Source organism: Rhodococcus sp. 008 (assembly GCF_001682295.1).
Classification (GTDB): domain Bacteria; phylum Actinomycetota; class Actinomycetes; order Mycobacteriales; family Mycobacteriaceae; genus Rhodococcus_F; species Rhodococcus_F qingshengii.
Genome location: NZ_CP012749.1, coordinates 4,630,978 through 4,649,626 on the forward strand (window position 1 = coordinate 4,630,978; position 18,649 = coordinate 4,649,626).

Consider the following 18,649-nt stretch of genomic DNA (forward strand, 5'->3'; position numbering starts at 1 on the left):
CGAACACGCACGGCGCTCAGGCGGTGCGATCGGTGCTCCGGAGCCTTCGCGCTTTACTCTGGATCAGGTGAATCGACGGATAGTGACGCTCTTGGCCGCACTCGCACCCATCGTCGTGTTGGGAGTCGTCGGAACAATGGTCACTGTTCCTTATGTCGCACTCGGTCCGGGCCCCACCTTCAACACGCTCGGCGACGTCGACGGTAAGCCCGTCGTAGACATCCAGGGGACCGAGGTCGATCCCACCGACGGCAACCTCAACATGACAACGGTGTCGGTTCGCGACGGCCTCAACATCTTCGAAGCGTTCGGACTGTGGGCGAGTGGCAGCAACGGACTCGTCCCTCGCTCGGAGATCTATCCGCCCGAGAAGTCGAAGGAAGAGATTCAGCAGGCCAACACGGCCGACTTCCAGCAATCCGAGGACAGTGCCGAGTTGGCGGCACTGCACTTTCTCGGCAAGCCGGTGGCACTGACTGTTTCGAAGGTGACTCCGGACGGTCCCGCTGCGGGTGCCCTGCAAGAAGGCGACGTCCTGGTCAAGATCGGCGACACTCCGGTAACCACCATCACCGGCGTTCAGGACACGGTCGGTGCGATCGCGCCCGGCACCGCGATCGACGTCACCGTCCTTCGTGAGGGTGTGGAGACCGTTGTGCCGGTCACCGTCGGGGCGCGGCCCAACAAGCCCGAATCGGGTTACCTCGGCGTCACACCCAGCGAGGTCCCGGACGTTCCCTTCACCGTGCAGTTCAATCTCGCCGACATCGGCGGTCCTTCTGCCGGACTGATGTTCACACTGGCCTTGGTCGACAAGCTGACTCCGGGGGAGCTCAACGGCGGAAAGTTCGTAGCCGGAACGGGCACCATCGACTCCGACGGCGAGGTCGGTCCGATCGGCGGCATCAGGTACAAGTTGATCGCCGCGTCCGAAGCCGGTGCTGAGACCTTCCTCGTGCCGGCCCAGAACTGTGACGAGGCGAAACAGAATGCGCCGGACGGGCTTCGACTCGTCAAGGTCGACAACCTGCCCGGCGCAGTGGACTCACTCGAGAGCCTCAACACGGGCGGCGACGCACCCCGCTGCTGAAGGCTGCCTGGCCGCCGACGACTATGTCAGTCTTCTTCGACCTCGTCGAGCGTCGCGTACAGGGCGTGCACGAGGTGAGGTGCAAGACCGTCGTAGGTGAGCAGTTCCAAGTCACCGTACGGATCCGCATCCTCGTCGGGACGCATCTGTAGGAGCGACAGCGAGGGACCGTCACGGAGCACTCCGACGAACAGTCGAGCCTCGCGTCGATCGGGATGCGCGTTGGCCGTCAGTCGCGCGACCTCGTCCGCAGCATGCTGATCGGTCAATACCGGCGCCGTGGCGTGATCGAGATCCGATTCCGCCTCGGGCGGCAGGACGACGATCTCCTGCACCAGGATGCAACCCTGCACGGACTCGGGCCAATGCGTCGTCGCCAGGAACTCGTCGAGTGCCCGTGAACCGCCGATGATGTCCTCGGGAAGCGATTCCTGTTCGATCGGTGTGTATTCGGCGCCCTCGGCGAGTTGGTCGAGCAGTCCGGGTTCGGCCGCGGCGAGCATTTCGGTGGGTACCAACGCGTACAGCTTCGGAGGCTGATCCCAGCCTTCGGCGTCGATGTGGTCGACAACTTCATGAACGCACCGGGCGAGGGCACTCGGTGATCTGCTCATATTCTCTTCACTCACGCGTTCATCCTCCCACCTTCTGTCCGGCTCCCAGCTCTCCGTGTTGTCAACCCGTGACCGTTGTTACGTAGAGTGGTCGGAAACGGCCAAGTCCACTCGGGCGTGGCCGCAGTGATCGATGCAATCGGTTGCGACGCCACGGCGTCGCCAAATCTTGGAGCGTGGCACGTGGGCATGCGGCCCCCCGCAGGTTTACCCTCTCTGTCCAGACGCAGTCGAATCTTGTTGGTGGTGGCTGTCGTAGTGGCGGCCTTGCTGCTCGTGGGGCCGCGACTGATCGGCATGTACACGGACTGGTTGTGGTTCGGCGAAGTCGGCTTCCGCGGTGTCTTCACCAAGGTTCTGCTGACGCGATTCGTGCTCTTCCTGGTCGTCGGAATTGTCGTCGGCGCCATCGTGTGGCTCGCGATGCTTCTCGCGTACCGCGCACGCCCGGTGTTCGTCCCGGTCTCCGGACCCAATGATCCGATCGCGCGCTACCGCACCACCGTCATGTCGCGTCTTCGTCTGTTCGGCGTGATCATTCCGGTAGCGATCGGCATCCTGTCCGGTCTCATCGCGCAGGCCAACTGGGTCACTATCCAGTTGTTCCTCAACGGCCAGGCATTCGGTATCACCGATCCGCAGTTCAACATGGACGTCAGCTTCTACACGTTCGATCTGCCGTTCTACCGTTTCGTTCTCAACTGGTTGTTCGTCTCGATCCTGCTGGCTTTCGTGGCAAATCTGATCACCCACTACGTTTTCGGTGGAATCAAATTGGCCGGACGAGCGGGGACGTTCACTACCGCCGCTCGTGTGCAGTTGGCTGTTCTGGCCGGCACTTTCGTGCTGTTGAAGGCCGTCGCCTACTGGCTCGATCGCTACTCGTTGCTTTCGAGCGGCCGTAAAGAGCCGACGTTCACCGGCCCCGGGTACACGGACATCATGGCTGTGCTCCCGGCAAAGCTGATATTGATGTCCATCGCGATCATCTGTGCTTTGGCTTTCTTCGCTGCGATCTTCACCCGCGACCTTCGTATCCCGGCTATGGCCGTTGCTCTGTTGGTTCTCTCGTCCGTGCTCGTTGGCGCAGTCTGGCCGATGATCGTCGAGCAGTTCTCCGTCAAGCCCAACGCGGCGGACAAGGAGAGTACGTACATCGAGCGGAACATCGCGGCCACCAGGCAGGCCTACGGAATCACGGACGACAAGGTCAGATATCAGCCTTACTCGGGTGACGGCGACGCAATTCCGCGCGAAGTGCCGGCAGACGTCACCACTATTGCCAATGCTCGTCTTCTCGATCCGAACATTCTGTCGCCCACTTTCACCCAGCAGCAACAGCGTCAGAACTTCTACGGGTTCCCGCCCTCGCTCGACATCGATCGCTACGACATCGACGGTGAGATGCGCGACTACATCGTGGCGGCGCGTGAGATCTCACCGAACAACCTGCAGGGAAACCAGACGGACTGGATCAACAAGCACACGGTCTACACCCACGGCGACGGCTTGGTGGCCGCTCCGGCGAACAAGATCACTGCGCCGGTCCTGGACCCGACGAAGGACAACGCGAACAACAACAATGCGGGCTACCCGATCTACACGGTCAGCGACATCGCCTCGCAGGACGCGGGGACACAGGTCATCAAGGTCGATCAACCGCGCATCTACTACGGCGAGGTCATCGGTCAAGGCGCTGACGACTACGCAATCGTCGGTGGTGCCGGTGGTTCGGAAGCCCGCGAATACGACACGGAGCAGACCAAGTACACCTACACCGGTTCCGGCGGCGTCTCCATCGGAAACTGGGTCAATCGCTTGGCTTTCGCGGCGAAGTACACGGAGAGGAACATTCTCTTCTCGGGTGCCGTCGGTTCGGATTCCAAGATCATCTACAACCGTGATCCTCGCGATCGCGTCGGTCAGGTTGCTCCGTGGTTGACCACTGACGGAGATGCGTACCCGGCCGCAGTCGACGGCAAGATCGTCTGGATCGTCGATGCGTACACCACGCTGGAGAACTACCCGTACGCACAGCGCAGTTCGCTGGACGGACTGGTCGCGGACAGTGTGGATGCAACGACCGGTCGTTTGTTGCCGAAGAAGGAAGTCTCGTACATCCGCAACTCGGTCAAGGCAACCGTCGATGCCTACGACGGCACCGTGACGCTCTATCAGGTCGACGACAACGACCCGGTACTCAATGCGTGGAAGGGTGTGTTCCCGGACACGGTCAAGCCGCAGAGTGACATCTCGGACGATCTGCGGGCACACTTCCGCTATCCCGAAGACCTGTTCAAGGTTCAGCGGGAAATGTTGGCGAAGTACCACGTCGACAATCCGACCGAGTTCTTCACCAACAACGCTTTCTGGTCGGTGCCCAACGAGCCGACGGTGGAGAATTCGAAGGAAAATGAACCGCCGTACTACGTGATGGTAGGGGACCAGGAAACCGGCGCGCCGTCGTTCCGGCTCACAAGTCCGATGGTGGGATTCCAGCGAGACTTCCTGTCGGCTTACATCACCGTCAATTCGGATCCGAAGGACTACGGCAAGATCACTGTTCTGCAGTTGCCCGTCAACAAACAGACGCAGGGTCCGTCACAGTCACAGAACTCGATGATCTCGGATGCTCGCGTGGGCTCGGAGAAGGCACTGCTGGAGAGAACCAACACGATCCGATACGGCAACCAGTTGGCCTTGCCGATCGCAGAGGGTGGAATTCTCTACGTCGAACCCATGTATACCGAGCGAAGTAACACGACGACTTCGTTCCCGCAGCTTTCCCGAGTTCTGGTGAGTTACCAGGAGTCTGCGAAGGCTGGCAGCAGGGTTCGTGTCGGTTACGCATCCACGTTGGCCGAGGCGCTCGATCAGGTCTTCGACAATGGTGGAGCCGCGGGTGCTGCCACCGCACCGGGTGGAACTGCCACGACGGAACCGCCGGCGGGAACCGGGACCACCCCCGCGCCGACGGCGCCGACGACGCCTACAGGTCCGGCATCATCGGAAGATGTGTCGAAGGCTCTGGCAGAGGTCAACGCTGCCATGGATGCATTGAAGTCTGCGCAACAGACTGGTGACTTCAGTGGTTACGGAGCCGCGCTGGATCGCCTGCAGAAGGCGGTTGACGCTTACCAGGCGCTGCCGCCCAGTTAGTCGACCTCGTTCGTGAGTCACAGAAGGCCCGCCATCCGATCGGATGGCGGGCCTTCTTGTGTTCTCAGGTGAAGCTGTACGAGCTGAATCAGCGCAGTGCTGCAACGATCGGTGCGTTGGCATCGGAGAGCTGCTGGAACTGTGCGGCGAAGCCGTACTGGCCGGCGAGGTCACGAGCCGTGTCGTAAGCCTGCTGTGCGGCGGGCTTGAGCTCGGCCGGGATCTCGATGGCGGGAGCAACTGCGGGTGCCTCGGCGACGGGAGCCGGCGCTGCGGCGGGAGCTTCTTCGACTGCAGGCTCGCTCGCGACGGTCAGACGCTGGCCGCAGACGGGCCATGCGCCGGGGCCCTGGCTCTGCAGGGTGTTCTCGGCGACGCGGATCTGCTCTTCCTTGGAAGCGTTGGCGGGCGAGCCGGTGCCACCGTTGGCGGTCCAGGTGCTCTGCGAGAACTGCAGGCCGCCGTAGTAGCCGTTTCCGGTGTTGATGTTCCAGTCGCCACCGCTCTCGCACTGTGCGACGCCGTCCCAGTTGTGGGTGGCTGCGGAAGCGGTGCCGGTGCTCATGGTGAGGGGCACTGCGACAAGTGCGCCGGCTACTGCCAATGTGCCGAATGCACGCTTGCTGATGCTGGTGTACGTCATGTCGGGGTAAATCCTCTCCGCGCTTGCTGACATCGGCGGGCCTGCGGGTCGGCGATGATGCTGACTTTCCCGGGCGCTTGTCTCTCCGTGTCTCTGCCCCTCGAAGGTTTCGGGGGTTCCGATCCCGCGGGGCAGAGTGGAGCAGCGGCGGGTCGGCGTTCGCCCGGTTGATTCGGGCCGGGACCGACCGTACGGGAGCGTCGAACGAGGGTCGATTCGCAATTTTCCGGACTGTCTGGTCTGCTCTCGACCCAAAATTTTAGCGTTTGTGCTGGTAGAGCCTTTCCGATGCCGTTTCGACGTACGTTCGTTACATGCTTGTTATGTGTTGATGCTCACGGGCATTTTGTGAACCCAGTCACCCGATTCTTCGACTTTCAGGCGTGTATTTCGCTCCAGCGCAGGCGATTTGCGTTCCGTTCACCTGCTCGTGTAACTTTGTCCATGCATCGCGGGGTGGAGCAGCTCGGTAGCTCGCTGGGCTCATAACCCAGAGGTCGCAGGTTCAAATCCTGTCCCCGCTACTAGAAAAGGACCGCCGCACTGGAATCCAGTGCGGCGGTCTTTTTTGTGCGCAGCCGTCGTAGGGTGGCGACGTGCGACTCTCGAAGATTCTCTTGGCGATGGCGGTGACTACTTCGCTGGTGACCACCGCTCTGGCGTTCTCGGCAGGAAGCGCTGCCGCCGGTGGGCGGATCACCGATGCGAAGCGCGTGGTCTTCATCGTTCCGGGGCAGCAGCTCTACAACTCGGGAGAAACGCACCAGGCGACCTACCGCGCCCTCGACAAGGCACTGAGCGCTGCGGGCTACGAGACACACTTCGTCGACGCACCCGGCAAGATGATTGCGGCCGACGCCGAGCTGATTGCGGATTCGATTCGCTCCTACGCTACCGGCGCTGACTCCGTCGGGGTGATCGCGCACAGTGCGGGTGGACTGAGCTCCCGGTACTACGCGAAGTTCCTCGGTGGCTCCGAAGTAGTGGATTCATTCGTCGCTATCGGTGCGCCACAGTACGGTAGCCCCGGTGGCTGCGTACAAGGCCCTGCCGACGGCTACGACACCTGCATGTTCTCCGAAGTTCTCACCAAGCTCAATACCGGTGAGGACACTCCTGGATCTGCCTACTATTCGGTGGTGCAGAGTTCGGGCGAGTGGGCGGACGGTCGGTTGGACGGGGGCCAGTGCCGGGTGTACGTCGATGGCGTTCCCGGGGCCGGAACCGGAGGAGACCACCTCACCGAGCTCGAGCATCCAGAGGTCATCTCGGGAGCGATCAGCGCTTTGGGGCGCGACTGTGTCGGTACGTTCGTGGACGAGAACGACGGCGACATCACCTGGCCTGACACGCTGTTTCCGTCATTTCGGTAAAGCTTCAGGTCCGGGTTGTTCGGACGAGTAGCCCGGCTACGTGTGCGCTCGCGGCAGTCCTCGCCCCCAAGGCGTCACCCGATTCGATGGCCGCGACTATACGTGCGTGCTCGGTGACGGCGGTCCGCCGATTGAGCTCGAGGCTCCACATGTCCGAACGGTAGAGGTGTGACTGTCCGTCCAGACGATGCAGGGCTTCGCTGAGCGGGTGATTGCATGCAGTCTCACGAATCAAGGTGTGAAACTCGAGGTCGAGCTTCGAATCCCGACGCTGATCCGGCGGGCTCTCGAGAAGTTCGCGTTGCACCTGCACCATCTTGTTCAGCTGTGACACGGTTTCGTGCGTGGCATTGGCCGTCGCGTTGAACGCCGCGAGACCGTCGAGTACCTCACGCACCTCGAAGACCGCGCGCAGAGACTCCGCGTCCAGCGAATCGACTTTTGCACCCGCATTCCGTGTGTGGACGGCGATGCCCTCGTAGATCAACTGCTGCACGGCCTCGCGGACCGGCGTTCGACTGACATTGAGCTTGCTCGCCAGCGCGGGAACACTCAGTGGTGTCCCCGGCGCCAGCTCGCCCGAAAAGATCAGTTCGCGAAGCGTCTCGTGCACGGACTCGGTGAGCAAAGCTCGTTCGGTGGTGGTCATCTTGTCCTCACTTCGATCCTGCACGATGTCGACGGTACCCGGGAGCGCTATCCAGCGGCGCGCACCCGGTCAGCGCTGCGACTGTCGACCTCGGGCGCCGTCGCGCCTTTCAGTCCGGCCACTTTGGCCGCGATGTTCTCAGCGATCGTGATCGGCGGGTATCCCACTTCGCCCGGTGTGAGAGTCCCTGGCAGTGCTTCGATGACGGCGTCGTAGTTCCCGTCGAAAAAGAATGCGGCAGAGCGACGTCGGATGATCTGACCATCGACGATAGGTGGGTCGACTCGGTGCACTGTCGAGCGCCATCGGTCGTTCGTCCAGCGTGCCATCGCGTCGCCGAGGTTGATCAAGAGTGCGCCGTCGGCAGGTTGGACGTCGTGCCATACGCCGTCGGCACTCAGAACTTGAAGACCCGGAACTCGATCTGCCCACAGGATGGTCAAGATTCCGAAGTCGGTGTGAGCGCCCATTCCCGTCATGTCGCCGGAGATGCGGATCTCGCCCTCGGGCAGTGCGTAGTTGTTCATCTTCATCGCGTCGATCGAATGGTCGAGCATCGAATCGAAGTACCCGGGCTGCAATCCGAGAGCGTCGGTAAAGGCGCACATCAGGATTCGTGCCAAGCCCTGGGCATGACGGAAATACTCTTCGATTGCCGGTCGGAATCCGGGCGCGGCCACGGGCCAGGTGTTGGCGGCGTAGCTGGACTCGGGTAGGTCGACGCCCGGATAGTCGCTCACCTCTGTGCCCACGACTATTGCTTCGTAGAAATCGTTCATCTGGTTCGCAGCGGCGACGCCCAGGCTCATGCTGAGTGATTCCGATTTCGGTGGTGAGTAGCCGCGGTTCTCGGACGAGGGACGGCGATAGTTGTTCTTCACCGTCAGTGGGAGAGCAAAGAACTCGTCGAGAGCGTCGGCCAGTCCTTCGGTCGCCGATCGTGGAATGCTGTGTCCGACAATCTGTATGAATCCGACCTCCCGGCACGCGCGATCGAGTTGAGCTGCCACTTCCGCACAGGCAGTGCTGTTGGTGGCGTTTGCAACCGCTGCCTCGCCGCGGAGGTACGGGCTGATATCGATCGTAGGGATTTCGAAGACAGGAGTTTCGTGGGTCATTTAAAGTCCTTGCGGCCGGACGTGTGCCACTTACCGACGAGCACACGTGAGAGGAATCCAAAGGCAGAGAAGACGAGGACACCGAACACCGACGCGATCACGATCGCGGCGATCAGATCCTCGGACTGAAGGCGGCTTCGGTAGACGTCGAGCAGCGTTCCGATCCCGGGTTGTCCTTTGGCGAAGAACATGTCGCCGATGATGGCACCGACGACAACAAGGCCGGAGGCGGTGCGGATGCCGGTGAGAATAGCCGGCATTGCCGCTCGCAGTTCGAGTTTCACCAATCGATCCCAACGGGACGCGCGGCCGAGGGTGAACAGTTCGTGCAGTCCGCGATCGACCGATTGCAATCCGAAGTGTGTGTTGGTGATGATCGGGAAGGCTGCGATGAGAACACACACCAGGGTGCGCGCGGTCATACCGTAGCCGAACCAGAGCCCGATGAGGGGGACGATGGCGAGGATGGGAATGACCTGCAGCACAACGGCATAGGGATAGACGATCCGCTCGATCCACTTGGCCTGGCTCATCAGCACGCCGGTTCCGACGCCGACTGCCACCGCGACCACGAAGCCGACCAGTGCTACCTGTGCCGTCACTGCGAGGGCTTCGAGCATGGGAGAGAGGTGTTTCCAGTCGAGTAGCGACTTTGTCAGTACTTGACTCGGCGGCGGAAGGAGAAATCGACGTTCCGGGGAGAGAACGAGGTAGCTGACGATCGACCACGCCGCGACCGCGCCGGCAAGTGAGAGCAGCGGATAGAGAAGGAAGGTGCCGAGCGCTCTCATTCGCGAGGGCCGTCCGGGCTGTGACTGTGCTCGCGCGGCGGTCGCAGAATCAGTGCGAACGGCGGAATTGCGTGCGGTGGTGCCCTGTTGCACTGCAAGGACTTCGGTCATCGTGAGCTCCCATGGAGACTGGCCGAGATCTCGGCGACGTGTTCGGTGTATCGGGCGTCGTAGCGCAGTTCCGGGCTACGCGGGTACGGGAAATCGATGTCCACGACCGAATGGATTCGTCCGGGCCGGGCGGTCATGACGACCACCTTGTTTGCGAGGTACACGGCCTCGGATACCGAGTGCGTGATGAACATCGAGGTGAACCCCTTGTCGGTGTAGAGCCTTTGCAGCTCTACCTGCATCTCCAGTCGTGTCATCTCGTCGAGAGCACCGAAAGGTTCGTCGAGCAGCATCACAGCAGGTGCGAGGGTGAGCGCACGTGCCAACGAGACGCGCATCTTCATTCCGCCCGACAACGCGTTGGGCAGTTGTTTCGCAAAGTCCGCCAGGCCCACTGCGCGAATTGCCTCGTCGGCTCGCAACTTTCGGGCTGCTTTGTCGCCGCCACCGAGTTCGGCGGACAATTCGACGTTGGCCTGCACGGTTCGCCAGGGGAGGAGAGTCGGCTCCTGGAAGATGAAGCCAACTGATTCGGTGTCGAGGGCAACCGCGCCGCTGGTCGGTCGCTCGAGGCCGGCCGCCATGCGCAACAAAGTCGACTTGCCGCAGCCGGAGGGTCCGACCACGGCGACGAAGTCTCCTCGCTCCACGTTCAGATCGATGCCGTCCAGCGCGACAGTGCCGGTATCGAACTTCTTGACGACATCGGAAAAGACCATCTGCATCGGTGCGGTGAGCTTGCGAGCGTCGGCATCCTGCATCGTGTTCGCGAGTTCCATCTGAGCCTCCGGTTCAATAATGCATGCAAAAGTTCTTCAAGATGTGTGAACCATCTTGAATTGCATGTATGTCGCCTAGATTGCTGAATGTAAATGTGAGGTGACATTGCAGGTGAAGCGAGAATCCTGGCGCGCGTTACCTGATGGAAACAACTAGTCGATTGCATGTAATCCATGTGCTGCAGAGTGTGCACATCGGATCACCCTTCCTGGTTCGCCCACATCCCAATTGTTTTCACGAAGGAGACGCTGTGTATTCAAATCGCAAGGTGCATTCCAATCGCAGAAGTGTGGGAGCGGCGGGCGCGGCACTGGCCATGTGTGCAGCCATCGGATTGACTGCGTGCAGCTCCAGTGAGGCTGAGACGGCCAAGGCTGAATCTCTCGAACCAGCTGCCGAGGCTCAGAACCTAGCGGGTCTCTGTCCGGAAAACGTTGTGGTTCAACTCCAATGGCAGCCACAGTCGGATATGGGGGCGCTCTTCGAGATGCTTGGTCCCGGCTATTCGGTCGACACCGACGACAAGTCCGTCAGTGGGACTCTTGTCGCCGGAGGGAAGGACACCGGAGTCGACTTGACCTTGCGGGCCGGGGGACCGGCAATCGGGTTCCAATCCGTCAGCTCCCAGATGTACGTCGACGATTCGATCACTCTCGGCTTGGTGCACGGCGATCAGGTGATCGCGGCAGCGGCAAGTCAGCCCGTTGTGGCCGTCACGCCATTGCTCAAGTACAGCCCGGCAATCCTCATGTGGGACAAAGAGTCTCATCCGGAATGGGCGAGTGTTGCCGATATCGGCAAGTCCGACGCGAGTGTCGTCGTTTCCAAGGAGCAACTGTTTCCGCAGTGGCTCGTGGCGAAAGGCCTACTGAAGCAGTCTCAGCTCGACACGAGCTACGACGGAGCTCCCTCGCGATTTGTCGGTGACCCGACCATCGCTCAGCAAGGATTCGCGAATTCGGAACCGTACACGTACGAGAAGGAGACGCCGGCGTGGGACAAGCCGGTTTCCTATGACCTGCTGAAAGATTCGGGTTTCGACATCTACGCGTCCAATGTTTCCGTTCGTGCCGACAAGGTCGAGACACTCTCCCCGTGTTTGAGCAAGCTGGTTCCGATCATTCAGCAGGCCACCGCGGACTACATCACTGCGCCGGATACGGCGAATGCTGCCATTGTCGACGTCGTCTCGCAGGACGTGTCGTTCTCTCCCTACACCGAGGGTGAAGCAGCGTTCAGTGCCCAACTCTTGAAAGAGAAGGGCCTGATCGCGAACGAGGCGGACGGATCCGTCGGCACGTTCGACATGACGCGAGTCGCTCACACCGTCGAAGAACTGAAGCCCATCCTGAACGCCGGGGGTGCGGCGATACCGCAGTCATTGACTGCAGAAGAGATCTACACCGACAAGTTCACCGATCGGTCCATCGGAATCCGCTGAAGGAGCTGACAGCAAATGACTTACGACATGACAGAACTCAACCGCGAGACCCGCATGGGTGGCCTGGGCACGGAGACCACCGACCGCGAGGTCCGAAGAATCGATCTCTCGGATTTCGAGAACCGGCGCAGCGAGATCGCCGAGGAGTTGTGGTCGGCAGCAACCGACATCGGATTCTTCCAAATCGTCAATCACGGGATCGATCTGGACCAGGTCCGCGAGGCTTTCGCGGCGGCCGAGCGATTCTTTGCACTGCCCACTGAGGTCAAAGCGCAGTATCCGCTCAAGAAGGGTTTCAACTCCGGCTGGGAGAGCATGACGCAGGTGCGTCCGTCCATCGGAACACCTGATCAGAAAGAGTCCTATCAGGTGACCCGCCCGCATATGGGTGATCTGTGGCCCACTGCAGACGAATTGGGCGGATTCCGCGAAACGATCCTGGACTTCGAAGCCAAGTGCTGGGGCATTGCGATGGACCTGTTGTCGTGCTTCGCCGAGAAGCTGGGATTCGAACGAGACTTCTTCACCAGGGCACATGACCCGTCGGTGGACACCTACCAGAGCACGCTGCGACTACTCCACTACTTCCCCCTTGCCGCCGACGCAGATGTCGAAGGGATGTGGCGTGCCGGAGCACACACCGATTTCGATTGCCTGACATTGCTTTTCCAGCGAGACGGTCAGGGCGGCTTGCAACTGTGCCCGGGCAAGGAGATGGACACCCAGGAATGGACGTCGGTGGTGCCGGCTGAGGAAGCAATCACCTGCAACATCGGCGACATGCTGATGAGATGGAGTGATGACGTCCTGCCGTCGAATTTTCATCGAGTCAAGAGTCCCGGAGTCACCGACTATCGGGGAGCCCGCTACAGCCTCGCGTTCTTCGCTCAGGCGAACCGCGACGTGACCATCGAGGGGCCGGCGGGCAAGTACCCGCCGATCACTGCCGAGGACTACATCGACCAGCGAGTACGCGCGAACTTCGCGCGTTGATCCGTATCCGTTCCGTCACACACTTTCAGGAGAACTGGCGATGACTACCGCGCCCAAGAACATGACCGACGTGATCATCCGGGACGTGACGTTGTACAGCGGCGGGCAATGGCTGACCGGCCACGACGTCGTCGTCTCGAATGGGGTGGTCGAATCGATCGAGAAGTCGACCGGCACCGCCACACCTGGAAGTGTGGACGGATCGGGGGCGTATCTGATCCCTGGGTTCGTCAACACCCATACGCACCTTCAGCAGTCACTGATGCGTGGGATCGCCGAAGGGGCACCGCTTCTCGAATGGCTACTCGCGGTCGCAGAAGAGTCGGTTCAGATCACTCCCGAGCGCGCATACGCGGCCACTGTCGCAGCCTCGCTGGAGGCATTGCGCAGCGGTACGACCACCCTGGTCGAACACATGTGGCCGCACCCGTCCAGCGAGGTTCACGATGCCGTGATCCGGGCGTTGCACGACACCGGGATTCGTGCGGTGCTGGGACGCGGAACCGCAGACCGGGCGGACAAGACGAGGAAGTGGGGCTTCGATCCGCGGCTCATGCAACCACTCGGAGACGTTCTCGCACATACGGATCAGATGATGCGGGACGTCGCCGGTTCCCGCATTGACGTGGCAGTCGCGGTACCGAACCCGCGTTCGCTGACCCCGGAGGGGATGTCGGAAGTGCGTGAGTTCGCGCAGGCTCGCGACCTGACGGTCTCGATTCACCTGCTCGAGACGCAGACCGACAACACGATGTGTACCGAACACGCGGGCATGAACGCGGTCGACTACCTGGATTCCCATGGTTTCTTGTGGGACCGGGTGCTGGCGGTCCACTGCGTCGAACTCGACGACCGTGGTCAGAAGGTGCTGGCGGAGCGCGGCGTCGGAGTGTCGTACAACCCCGTCAGCAACATGCGCCTCGGTAGCGGAATCGCGCCCGTCCCGAGTTTCCTCGACGCGGGGATCGCGGTGGGGTTGGGTGTGGACGGCGCAGCCAGCAACGATACTCAGGACATGCTCGAGACGCTGCGCACCGGCGCCTACGTGCAGCGAGCCGCGCGCGGCCGCGCCGACCTGCTCGGCTTCGAAGCCATGATCGACATCGCATCCGGCGGTGCAAACGCAGCACTCGGTCTGCCGGCCAGGTCCGGCGGGATCTCCGTGGGCGATCCCGCCGACCTCACCATGATTCGGTTCGAACGCGACTTCGGTTGCCTCCCGGTGCGAGATCCGGGCGCGTCCATTCTCACGACGGGCAGTCGTCAGATAGTGGACACGGTGTTGGTTGCGGGCGAGGTCGTGCTCCGCGACGGGCACTCCACTCGCGTCGACGAGGCGGAATTGATCCGCACGCTCAGAGCTTTGTGACTGTGCTCAGTCTTCGCTGATCTCCATCTCGATCAGGACGCGGCGCAACAGCTTTCCGGTGGCGTTGCGGGGAAGTTCGTCGATGAAGACGATCTCGCGGGGAACCTTGTAGCGCGCGAGATTCGACCGGACGTGATCCTTCAGCTCGTCGGAGTTCTGGTCGGCGCCGTGGGCGACGACGACAAACGCTCGCAGACGGTGCCCGAAGTCGGCGTCCTCGACTCCGATGACTGCCGCTTCCAAGACGTCCTCCCGATCGGCGAGCAGGTTCTCGACTTCGAGCGGGTAGACGTTCTCGCCACCGGAGACGATCATGTCGTCGTCGCGGCCGTCGACGAAGAGGAGGCCGTTGGCGTCGAAGTGTCCGACGTCGCCGGTCGAGAGAAGCCCGTCGATACGTTCCTTGTCGCGCCCGTCGGTGTATCCCTCGAAGCTCAGCCCGCTGGCGACGAAGATCCTGCCGATCGTGTGTGGGGTGGTGATCTTCTTGTTGTTCTCGTCGAACAGTTCGACGTGACAGGTCACCGGAGCGCGGCCCGCCGTTCCCGGCGCAATGGTCAGATCCTCGGGAGTCGCGACCGTGGCCACTGCGACCTCGGTGGATCCGTACAGGTTGTAGAGGACGTACCCGAACGAGGCCGTGACTCGCTTGCACAGGTCGGGTGAGAGTGACGAACCTGCCGAGAAGATGATCTTCAGGTTCGACGTGTCGTACTTGGACAGCACGTCGGGACCGAGGTCGATGATGCGAGTGAGCATCGTCGGGACCACGACCAGACTGTCGCACTTGTACTGGGCGACAAGCTTGATCGTGTTCTCCGGATCGAACTTTCGATGCATGACGACGGTCTGGCCGAGCGCCAACGCGAGAGCGAACTGCGAGACACCGGTTCCGTGGAAGGCGGGGGCCGCCATCATCATGGTCTGTCCGCGGCGCAACGGCACGCGGTCGAGGAACTGTGCCGACGCGAGAGGGGAGGTGTGGCCACGCGGCGCACCCTTGGGAGTTCCCGTTGTGCCGCTGGTGAGGAGGACGAAGCCACCGTTCTTCTCGGGTGCCGGCACCGACGACGTGGTGCGTCCGGCGATGGCCTCGTCGAGAGTAGCTGCCGTGGAACCGTCAGCGGCTGTGCCCTCTGGCCAGGAACGATAGACGACGACGTCGTCCGGCAAGGCATCGGCGATGTCCGCGAACTCGTCGTCGTAGACGAAGGCGACAACCTTCTCACGCGCTGCGACGTCCACGAGTTGGGGCCGAGCGAAGCCCGTGTTCATGAGAACGAGCTTCGTTCCGTTCTTTGCTGCCGCCAGCATGGTCAGGACTAAGCCTCGATGGTTACGGCACATCGCACCCATGACGGAGTCGGAGGTGATGCCGTCGGCCTGCCACGCCCGGACCAACGCGTTGCTCTGACGCTCGAGCTCGGCATAGGTGATGGGTCCGCGCTCGTCGATGATCGCCACCGCATCGTAGCCGTTCTCGGCGTGTGCATGGACCGGCCCGGCAAAGGGTCCGTACTTGTCCACGGCTGCAATGGATTTGAGTCCGCGATCGAGGCGAGGGAACGGGACGAGTCCGGCTCGGAACATAACCCCCGCCGCGCCGATGGTGTCAGTGACCTTGGTGACCAATCCGGGCATACGTGAACCTCTTCCCAGCGTCGTTGTAGGACTGATTACACACTAATGCGCAATCAGGTTTCGGTGGTGAAGTTTCACGATGGCGACCGAGCACTCCGCCCCGCCACCTCGAAAGGTGGCGGGGCGGAGTGTTTCGGGATCTGGTCCGTGCGACCGTCACTTCAGTTCGGCGGACGACTTTCCGAGTAGACGGCGTGCGACGATCAGCTGCTGGATCTGCTGGGTGCCCTCGAAGATGTCGAGAATCTTCGAGTCGCGGCCCCACTTCTCGAGCAACGGGCGCTGCGAGTAGCCGTAAGTGCCGGCCAACTCGACTGCCTTGAGCGTCACGTCGGTGCCGGTGCGACCGGCCTTCGCCTTGGACATGGACGCTTCGAGCGAGTTCGGCTTCTTGTTGTCGGCCATCCACGCCGCGCGCAGAGACAGCAGGTACGCGGCCTCCCAGTCGGCTTCCAAACGGATGAACTCGGCTGCAGCTGCATGCTGGTTGTAGACCGGTGTGTCGTAGGAGATCTCGACACCGGCTTCGGTCAGGATGCCGCGCAGTTCTTCGAGAGCTGCGCGTCCGACGCCGACGGCCATGGCTGCAACGAGGGGCCGGGTGTTGTCGAACGTCTGCATGACGCCGGCAAAGCCCTGCTCCACGTTGACCTCCGGGCTGCCGAGGATGTTGTCCGCGGGAATGCGGCAATCCTGGAGCAGGAGTACTGCGGTGTCGGAGGCCTTGATGCCCAGCTTGTGCTCGAGGCGAGCAACGCTCAGGCCCGGTGCGTCACGCGGAACGACGAACGACTTGATGGCCGCTCGGCCCTTCGACTTGTCGACCGACGCCCACACGACGATGTGCGTCGAACGCTCACCGGCGGTGACGAAGATCTTCTCGCCGTTGAGAACCCACTCGTCGCCGTCGAGAACGGCGGTGGTGGTCACGGCGGCGGAGTCGGAACCGAAGCTCGGTTCGGTGATGGCCATCGAGGCCCACACCTTGCCGAAACGTTCGAGCTGTTCGTCGGTTGACACTGCGGCGATCGCGGCGTTGCCGAGCCCCTGGTAGGGGATCGAGAGCATGAGTCCGACGTCGCCCCAAGACGTTTCGAGCGAGTTGAGGAGCGCAGACATGTTGCCGCCGTTGGCGTTGCCACCCTTGGCGCTCGCGTCGGACCGTCCGCCGCTGGCACCGCCGATGTCTCCACCGGAATCGGAGAGGCCTTCGACCATGGCGGCCATGGTGTCGAGCTCGACGGGGTACTCGTGCTCAGCGAGATCGTACTTACGTGAAATGGGTCGGAAGATCTGCGCCGCGACCTGATGTGCCTGGTTCGCTGATGCTTTGAGCTTCTTGGGAAGTTCGAGGTTGATCATCGTGGTTCTCCTGGAAGTTCAGCGGCGTCAGATGAGGACGATGCCCTCGGCAACGCCGATGGCACGGAGGTCGCGGTACCAGCGCTCGACCGGGTGTTCCTTGGTGAACCCGTGTCCACCGAGGAGTTGCACACCGTCGAGGCCGATCTGCATGCCCTTCTCGGAAGCCAGCTTCCGGGCCAGAGCGGATTCGCGAGCGAAGGACAAGCCCTGCTCGGCGCGTGAAGCGCCCCGAAGCGTGACCAGGCGCAGTCCGTCGAGTTCGATGCCGATGTTGGCGACCATGAAGGCAACCGCCTGGCGGTGGCTGATCGGCTCGCCGAACGCTTCGCGCTCGTTGACGTACGGAATCACGTAGTCGAGAACTGCCTGGCTGGTTCCGACGGCCATGGACGCCCAACCGAGGCGAGCCAGGCGAATCGCGTCGGCGTATTCGGCCTTGCGCTGCTCGGCGTCACCGTCGCCGAGCAGTGCGGACTCCGACACCGCGACATCGGTGAGGATCAGGCGACCCAGGCCTGCGGCGCGCAGTCCCATGCTGGGATCTGCTTCGACGACGAGTCCCTTGGTGTCGGATTCGACGATGAAGAAGGAGGGCTTGCCGTCGAGTTCTGCGGCGATGACGAAGAGTTCGGACGTAGCCGCGGCGGGCACCAAGCTCTTGACGCCGTTGAGCTTGTAGCCGCTGGGGGAGCGAACTGCCTTGGTCTGCAGGGCGAACGGATCGAACAGTGCGCGTGGTTCGTTGACCACCACTGCTGCGCCGGGGACCTGCTCGCCGGTGAAGGCCGGAAGGTAGGTCTTCTGCTGCGCGTCGGTGCCCCACTGCGTCAGTGCGACTGCAACGCCGCTGGGTGCGAGGATCGGAAGTGCAAGCCCCATGTCTCCGTGCGCAAGTGCCTCGGCAACAAGAGAATTGGTGACTGCGCCGCGATCGGCAGCTGCTCCGTCGAGTTCTTCGGGAACGTTGATCAGCGTGATGCCGAGCTCGGCTGCGCGCTTGGAGAGATCGGCGGGTGCCTGCGCTGCGCCGTCGGCGTCGTGCGCTGCGGGACGCAGGATCTCGGCCGCGAACTCGCGCACGGTCTCGACGATCATCTTCTGGTCGTCGTCGGGGGTCAGATCGAAGTAGTCGGCGTTCTTGCTCGGGTTGTCGGGCAGGCGCTTGGGTGCGCCGTTGCCCGAGACCTTCTGGAATCCTCGAGTGGCGGCACCCAGGGTTTTGAAGCCCGTCTTGGTGCCCTCGTAGGTCACGCGATCGATGGTCTGACGCAGATTGAACTTCTCGGCCAGTTCCGAACCGGTGATCTTGGTAAGCACACGCATGGCTGCGCCCATGGCGTCGCGTTTGATCGGGTTCAGGCCGACGGCGGACGTGTCGCGGGGCGCACCCTTGGCGCCGCCGCGCTGCGCGCCCGATTCGCTGCGCTGAGCGCTCTTGTCGGGGGCAACACTGTCTTGCTTGGTCATGATCACCAGCTGTTTCTCGGTGTTGGGGCGTTGGACGATCCTTAT

15 protein-coding genes and 1 tRNA gene are annotated in these 18,649 nt (G+C 62.1%); 7 read left to right on the forward strand and 9 right to left on the reverse strand.

Annotation, left to right across the window (positions count from 1 at the left end):
- Positions 1–67 precede the first annotated feature (67 nt).
- Positions 68–1,090, forward strand: a complete 1,023-nt coding sequence (locus tag AOT96_RS21495; protein ID WP_037130086.1) for a YlbL family protein — start codon at positions 68–70, stop codon at positions 1,088–1,090.
- Between the two features lie 26 nt (positions 1,091–1,116).
- Here the strand turns inward: AOT96_RS21495 and AOT96_RS21500 are convergent, their stop codons facing one another.
- Positions 1,117–1,719: a PPA1309 family protein gene (locus tag AOT96_RS21500; RefSeq protein ID WP_019747831.1), complete on the reverse strand. Its 603-nt coding sequence runs from the start codon at positions 1,717–1,719 to the stop codon at positions 1,117–1,119.
- A 168-nt stretch (positions 1,720–1,887) separates the two neighbouring features.
- Between AOT96_RS21500 and AOT96_RS21505 the strand changes: the two genes are divergently transcribed.
- Positions 1,888–4,863 (forward strand): UPF0182 family protein, encoded by a 2,976-nt coding sequence (locus AOT96_RS21505; RefSeq protein WP_065352894.1) that lies wholly within the window; start codon positions 1,888–1,890, stop codon positions 4,861–4,863.
- Between the two features lie 88 nt (positions 4,864–4,951).
- On the opposite strand, the gene AOT96_RS21510 is transcribed toward AOT96_RS21505, so the two are convergent.
- Positions 4,952–5,506: a transglycosylase family protein gene (locus AOT96_RS21510; RefSeq protein ID WP_003942299.1), complete on the reverse strand. Its 555-nt coding sequence runs from the start codon at positions 5,504–5,506 to the stop codon at positions 4,952–4,954.
- 450 nt (positions 5,507–5,956) lie between these two features.
- On the opposite strand from AOT96_RS21510, the gene AOT96_RS21515 reads away from it, so the two are divergent.
- Positions 5,957–6,030 (forward strand) — tRNA-Met (locus tag AOT96_RS21515).
- A 72-nt stretch (positions 6,031–6,102) separates the two neighbouring features.
- The gene (locus AOT96_RS21520; RefSeq protein ID WP_065352235.1) at positions 6,103–6,879 is read left to right on the forward strand and encodes an esterase/lipase family protein; all 777 of its coding nucleotides are present in this window, start codon (positions 6,103–6,105) and stop codon (positions 6,877–6,879) included.
- Positions 6,880–6,883: 4 nt separating this feature from the next.
- Here the strand turns inward: AOT96_RS21520 and AOT96_RS21525 are convergent, their stop codons facing one another.
- From AOT96_RS21525 to AOT96_RS21540, 4 genes are read right to left on the reverse strand one after another with little or no spacing between them, the layout of a single operon-like run.
- Complete coding sequence (locus AOT96_RS21525) at positions 6,884–7,528, reverse strand: GntR family transcriptional regulator (protein WP_065352895.1); 645 nt, start codon at positions 7,526–7,528, stop codon at positions 6,884–6,886.
- Positions 7,529–7,575: 47 nt separating this feature from the next.
- Entirely contained in the window at positions 7,576–8,646 is a 1,071-nt protein-coding gene (locus tag AOT96_RS21530) for an isopenicillin N synthase family dioxygenase (RefSeq protein WP_058039107.1), read from the reverse strand.
- On the reverse strand, positions 8,643–9,548 hold the full coding sequence (locus AOT96_RS21535) for an ABC transporter permease (RefSeq protein WP_007731277.1): 906 nt from the start codon (positions 9,546–9,548) through the stop codon (positions 8,643–8,645). Before AOT96_RS21535 ends, AOT96_RS21530 begins: the two co-directional genes overlap by 4 nt.
- On the reverse strand, positions 9,545–10,327 hold the full coding sequence (locus tag AOT96_RS21540) for an ABC transporter ATP-binding protein (RefSeq protein ID WP_003942349.1): 783 nt from the start codon (positions 10,325–10,327) through the stop codon (positions 9,545–9,547). The genes AOT96_RS21535 and AOT96_RS21540 overlap by 4 nt, the downstream gene beginning before the upstream one ends.
- A gap of 251 nt (positions 10,328–10,578) precedes the next feature.
- Here AOT96_RS21540 and AOT96_RS21545 point away from each other — a divergent pair, with 251 nt between their 5' ends.
- The 3 genes from AOT96_RS21545 to AOT96_RS21555 are packed head-to-tail and all read left to right on the forward strand — an operon-like array spanning position 10,579 to position 14,131.
- The gene (locus AOT96_RS21545; RefSeq protein ID WP_007731279.1) at positions 10,579–11,769 is read left to right on the forward strand and encodes a hypothetical protein; all 1,191 of its coding nucleotides are present in this window, start codon (positions 10,579–10,581) and stop codon (positions 11,767–11,769) included.
- A 15-nt stretch (positions 11,770–11,784) separates the two neighbouring features.
- Entirely contained in the window at positions 11,785–12,762 is a 978-nt protein-coding gene (locus tag AOT96_RS21550; RefSeq protein ID WP_003942293.1) for an isopenicillin N synthase family dioxygenase, read from the forward strand.
- A gap of 40 nt (positions 12,763–12,802) precedes the next feature.
- On the forward strand, positions 12,803–14,131 hold the full coding sequence (locus AOT96_RS21555; RefSeq protein ID WP_007731280.1) for an amidohydrolase family protein: 1,329 nt from the start codon (positions 12,803–12,805) through the stop codon (positions 14,129–14,131).
- A 6-nt stretch (positions 14,132–14,137) separates the two neighbouring features.
- On the opposite strand, the gene AOT96_RS21560 is transcribed toward AOT96_RS21555, so the two are convergent.
- From AOT96_RS21560 to AOT96_RS21570, 3 genes are all read right to left on the reverse strand, one after another.
- Entirely contained in the window at positions 14,138–15,772 is a 1,635-nt protein-coding gene (locus AOT96_RS21560; RefSeq protein WP_003942348.1) for an acyl-CoA synthetase, read from the reverse strand.
- 156 nt (positions 15,773–15,928) lie between these two features.
- Complete coding sequence (locus AOT96_RS21565; RefSeq protein WP_003942363.1) at positions 15,929–17,134, reverse strand: acyl-CoA dehydrogenase family protein; 1,206 nt, start codon at positions 17,132–17,134, stop codon at positions 15,929–15,931.
- A 27-nt stretch (positions 17,135–17,161) separates the two neighbouring features.
- The gene (locus AOT96_RS21570) at positions 17,162–18,610 is read right to left on the reverse strand and encodes an acyl-CoA dehydrogenase family protein (RefSeq protein WP_003942317.1); all 1,449 of its coding nucleotides are present in this window, start codon (positions 18,608–18,610) and stop codon (positions 17,162–17,164) included.
- Positions 18,611–18,649: the final 39 nt, after the last annotated feature.

Excerpts from the sequence above, each read along its gene's own strand:
- AOT96_RS21510 (WP_003942299.1), bottom strand. The coding sequence starts at position 5,506 with ATGACGTACACCAGCATCAGCAAGCGTGCATTCGGCACATTGGCAGTA.
- AOT96_RS21525 (WP_065352895.1), bottom strand. The coding sequence starts at position 7,528 with ATGACCACCACCGAACGAGCTTTGCTCACCGAGTCCGTGCACGAGACG.
- AOT96_RS21530 (WP_058039107.1), bottom strand. The coding sequence starts at position 8,646 with ATGACCCACGAAACTCCTGTCTTCGAAATCCCTACGATCGATATCAGC.
- AOT96_RS21535 (WP_007731277.1), bottom strand. The coding sequence starts at position 9,548 with ATGACCGAAGTCCTTGCAGTGCAACAGGGCACCACCGCACGCAATTCC.
- AOT96_RS21540 (WP_003942349.1), bottom strand. The coding sequence starts at position 10,327 with ATGGAACTCGCGAACACGATGCAGGATGCCGACGCTCGCAAGCTCACC.
- AOT96_RS21550 (WP_003942293.1), top strand. The coding sequence starts at position 11,785 with ATGACTTACGACATGACAGAACTCAACCGCGAGACCCGCATGGGTGGC.
- AOT96_RS21555 (WP_007731280.1), top strand. The coding sequence starts at position 12,803 with ATGACTACCGCGCCCAAGAACATGACCGACGTGATCATCCGGGACGTG.
- AOT96_RS21560 (WP_003942348.1), bottom strand. The coding sequence starts at position 15,772 with ATGCCCGGATTGGTCACCAAGGTCACTGACACCATCGGCGCGGCGGGG.
- AOT96_RS21565 (WP_003942363.1), bottom strand. The coding sequence starts at position 17,134 with ATGATCAACCTCGAACTTCCCAAGAAGCTCAAAGCATCAGCGAACCAG.